This window comes from Okeania sp. SIO2F5, from assembly GCF_010692685.1.
Taxonomy (GTDB): Bacteria; Cyanobacteriota; Cyanobacteriia; order Cyanobacteriales; family Microcoleaceae; genus Okeania; species Okeania hirsuta.
This window is the reverse complement of the sequence record NZ_JAAHGU010000258.1, coordinates 1-4,074: the sequence shown is the minus strand read 5'-3', so window position 1 is coordinate 4,074 and position 4,074 is coordinate 1. Positions and strand designations below refer to the sequence as shown.

General features: G+C 37.9%; 3 protein-coding genes. 2 read left to right on the top strand and 1 reads right to left on the bottom strand.

Features of this window, described 5'->3' with window-relative positions; genetic code table 11:
* Window positions 1-396 precede the first annotated feature (396 nt).
* The gene (locus F6K27_RS32540; RefSeq protein WP_287280035.1) at window positions 397-1,743 is read right to left on the bottom strand and encodes a TldD/PmbA family protein; all 1,347 of its coding nucleotides are present in this window, start codon (window positions 1,741-1,743) and stop codon (window positions 397-399) included.
* A 1,030-nt stretch (window positions 1,744-2,773) separates the two neighbouring features.
* Between F6K27_RS32540 and F6K27_RS32535 the strand changes: the two genes are divergently transcribed.
* Window positions 2,774-3,301 (top strand): hypothetical protein, encoded by a 528-nt coding sequence (locus tag F6K27_RS32535; protein ID WP_287280033.1) that lies wholly within the window; start codon window positions 2,774-2,776, stop codon window positions 3,299-3,301.
* Between the two features lie 352 nt (window positions 3,302-3,653).
* The gene (locus tag F6K27_RS32530) at window positions 3,654-3,875 is read left to right on the top strand and encodes a choice-of-anchor W domain-containing protein (protein WP_124144010.1); all 222 of its coding nucleotides are present in this window, start codon (window positions 3,654-3,656) and stop codon (window positions 3,873-3,875) included.
* The last annotated feature ends 199 nt before the right edge of the window (window positions 3,876-4,074 follow it).

Sequence of the window (4,074 nt, the reverse complement as noted above, 5' to 3'; positions counted from 1 at the left end):
GTAAACAATTTCAAGCTATAAACTGTAAATTATCAATACCATTACAGACATCCTTAAAACTTTAAGGTTTAGCGATCGCCTAATTTATGAAAAATACAGCTCATACAGTTACTTTTATATTACATTGCAAATATCTATGTAACATGTAAAGATGCCAGCGCTCATTGCTATAATACAAAAAATTCAACACTCCTTCAACTGAATTTTCCTCAAAATTAATGCGCGAAAAGACTTGACTACCATAATTATATAGATCTCAAATGGGTTCTATAAGTATTTAACCGAACATGATATTAGACATCTTTCTGAATTCTCTTCCCTCCTGACTCCTGTGCGGGCGTTAGCGGAGCTTTGCGTTAGCAAATGCCATTCGCCCCTACAACTGCTGACTGCGAATCAAACACTATCAGTCACACTACTAAAATTAAACGCCTTTACCCTTAGTCCAGGCAAAACACTATCACCATAACGTTGCACTTGACTAACAGCATCCACATCCCGCAACATATCCGGCAAAACCTGATTAAACCGCAAATTTTTAATCGGATAAGCAATCTTACCATCCTCAATCCAAAAAGTACCATCTCGTGTCATACCAGTCATCTCCAATGTCCGAGGATTAACATAACGCACATACCACGAACGATTTACCAAAATAGCTCTTTCTGTCTGGGCAATTAAATCGGCCAAACTTTGTTCAGAACCCTGCATCACCACTGGAAACATATAACCCGTGGGTTGTTTACCTTTTTGTGCTGCCCAATAACGACTGTAAGATAAAGTCTGTGGTACACCATCCTTAATCACTTCCAGATAATGATTACTCAACCCATTATTAGAGAAAGTCTCCAACTGCAACAAAGGATGTCCTGGATAGCGCTGCATCTGCACTAAAGGACTAAACATTTTTTCCCCAACTCGGTTGCCCACTGGTTTACCTGTTTCATCAGTGCGCGACATAAACGATCGCCCCTCATCTGCCGCCCGCGCATCTAAATTAAATATTAGCCAAATCAATAGATCGCTTAAAGCTGCCCCACTGAAAATCACAGGATAAACACCAGGGTTAATTTCTCTAGGTTGGCGAGAGGCAAAAGCACGGTTTATCAATTCCTCCGTTAGAGTTTCAGTGGGTAGTTGGTTTATTCCCCAGGCAGTGCTACGACTCCAACTAGAACCATTTTCAATTCTTGCCGTAAAACTAAAATCTGCTCTTGTATATTTACTATAAGCGCGTAACCCAACCGAGTTAGCGATCGCTCCTGAAAATGTATTTGTACTCAGAGTACCGGAGCCATCAACTCCTGCTTTGGCACTCACCGCACATACTTGTTGTACTATTTTTCCTCGCTCTAGTGGGGAGATAGTAGCGGTCAATTCATCAAAAGCGGGAGTACGTTTTTCATATTCTTGAGGTTCAAGCAGTGGCACCCATTCTGGGTCTTGTGGAGCAATGCGGGCAAGTTCCTCGGAACGACGAATAGTGGCTGTAATGGCATCCGGGTCTAATTCTGTGGTGGATGCAGTGGCGCTGCGAGTTCCGAAGTAACTGGTAATGTTGAGTTCAAATTTTGTTTTGGTAATATTCTGACTAATTTGATTTTCTGAGTAGCGGCTTAGGGATGATTCGTTGTTGCTAAGACTAACGACTATACCTTCTGCTTCAGATTTTTTTACAGTTGTTTCTACTAAAGATAAAGCTTCGTCTTGACTAAGAAGATTTGGTTTAATGGCTGTGGTCATTTCAGTTATCAGTTATTAGTTATTATTAGGACTTACGCAGTACAAAGTATTTCCGTCATTGCGACCGACAGGGTTTGCGGAGCATTCCGGAACGGAAAGCAATCTCAAATCCTAATTTTTCGTACCTTATGCGTAACTTCTGATTATATCAAATCCGCTTAATTAGGTCAGGACTTATATCATCTGCGGTTGAATACTTATAAATAGACTACGGAGGAGTCAGGAGTCAACCCACCCCTAACCCCTCCCAACCCACCCCTAACCCCTCCCAGGAGGGGAGGGGAAGGACCGAGTCAGGAGGGAAGAAAGAAGAAGAAAAGGAGAAAGTTTTTTTGATCGCGCTCTTATCCGGACATTATATGACGCAGAGACTCTACTTATGGCAAGGGGGAATACCATTTGCGCTCCGCAAAGCTCCGAATTGCGCCTCTACAGATGGTGGTTTAAAAGTCAATTTGCGGAAGTCCTTTTATTAATTGATAATTGATAATTGATAATTACCTCGGGTTTTAACCGTTACGGAATTGAATATCAGGAAATATTATTTATTTTTTCCCCGATCAAGGGGAGGTTTTAAACTAGAATTATTTAATTATTAATTATTAATTATTCGGTAAATATCAAAAATATTCCATCTCTCCTACTCTCCTACTTTGTAGTATAGCAATGAGCGCTGGTATATTTACAAATTGCAGGAGAGGCCAAATAGCTAAAATCTTATATGATAGGCAATTTATTCCCCCTGTTGCCTGTTGCCTGTTGCCTGTTGCCTGCGCACAGCGCTATAACAGTCTCAATTCTTTGCCTAGATTGATTTACATGGATTGTCGATCTATAAAAAATGAAGTATAATTGTAATATGAAAGGCACTCGTCTGAATTAGCTGTTTCATAGAGCGCCTGGATCGAAAATCAAATCACAAGAGGATTATATCATGGTTAGTTACGTTGGTATTCAATCCACTCATTTTTCCAATGAAATAATTTCATAAATTCAGCCATTAGTACCGTTAGAAATTAAAATTGAAAGTGTGAAAACTGTTGGGGTTAGTAATACTCCCCAAATAATTTATAGCACATCAAAAGGACGGTGCAGCACTTTTTTATCTAAATCTCAATTTCTGAATTGTTTACTCTGTTTTTTGCAAATTAAACAGCGTAATATAGGCAAAATCAAAAGTTATAATTTTCAGAATTCTGGCATAAATATCAATACTGAAAATGGCAAGTATTTGATTGTTTATACAGAAATTAAGGCTTTTCTAGAACGATATAATCGCGCAGCATTAGAAAAGTTAGAAGTCGAATTAACTGCTATTAGTGCTGCGGTCAGAAATTCGGTGAAAGGAACTGTTGCTGAAGTGAATAATGTTGGTTGTAGTTGTGCCGATATGATTTATCGTCGCACAATTTGTAAACATCAAATTGCGACTCAGTTACATCTACAGTCAAATGGATGGGGTTCTTTGACAGAATATTTACAACAAAATGTAGGGAAAAAGTGGGAGGATAAATTATTAGCTATGGCTAAAGTTGCGAAATCAGATTTAGGGTTGTAAGTGTGATTTACCTACACTGAAGCTAAGACTTTTCAGTTATTTAGCGAAAGAGTCTAGGTTTCTAATGTATTTAAAAATAATCATATTTTTTTATAAATATAAGCAGTATCTGACTTAGTAATTAGCACTTTTTTTCACAGAATTTCATGGTCTATAACAAGTAAAATATTACTTGTTTAAATTGATTTAGCAGTTAAGGTATTAACCGATTTTAACTTTAGTTTTTCATCAAAATGCTCTCTGAAGCTATAGTTTAAAAATAAAAATTTATCTATATAAAAATTTTTTTTCCTTTTCGTCAATTATATCTGTTTTAAGAAGAGGTAATTGTTAATTATTAATTGTTGAAACTTTGTCAGATTTTGGGGGCGATCAAAGTAGATCAAATGAAAATGGCGGCCAAAAAGTTCCTACTCAGTACCGTTACTTTGATTGGGTAAGCGGACAAGGAGAAGATTTCACTCTGACATTCGACGACGGTATCCTCACCTACGAGATTGGTGGAAAAACTTTGGAATACAGTATTACAGATACTTTCAACGATCTATTTATCCGCACAACAGCTCGTAAATAAAATAATAGTGTTGTGGTAGATAAACTAATGCTAAATGGTGAGGCAATCGGGGAAAATTCTAGTTTTGCCTGCGACGAAATGTGGTCATTTGTTGGGAGTAAAAATCACAAACAGTAGCTCTGGCTGGCGATGGATATAGAAACCAGAGAAATAGTGGGTTTCTGTTTAGGAGAAAACGGCGCATTAGGGTTGTGGAATT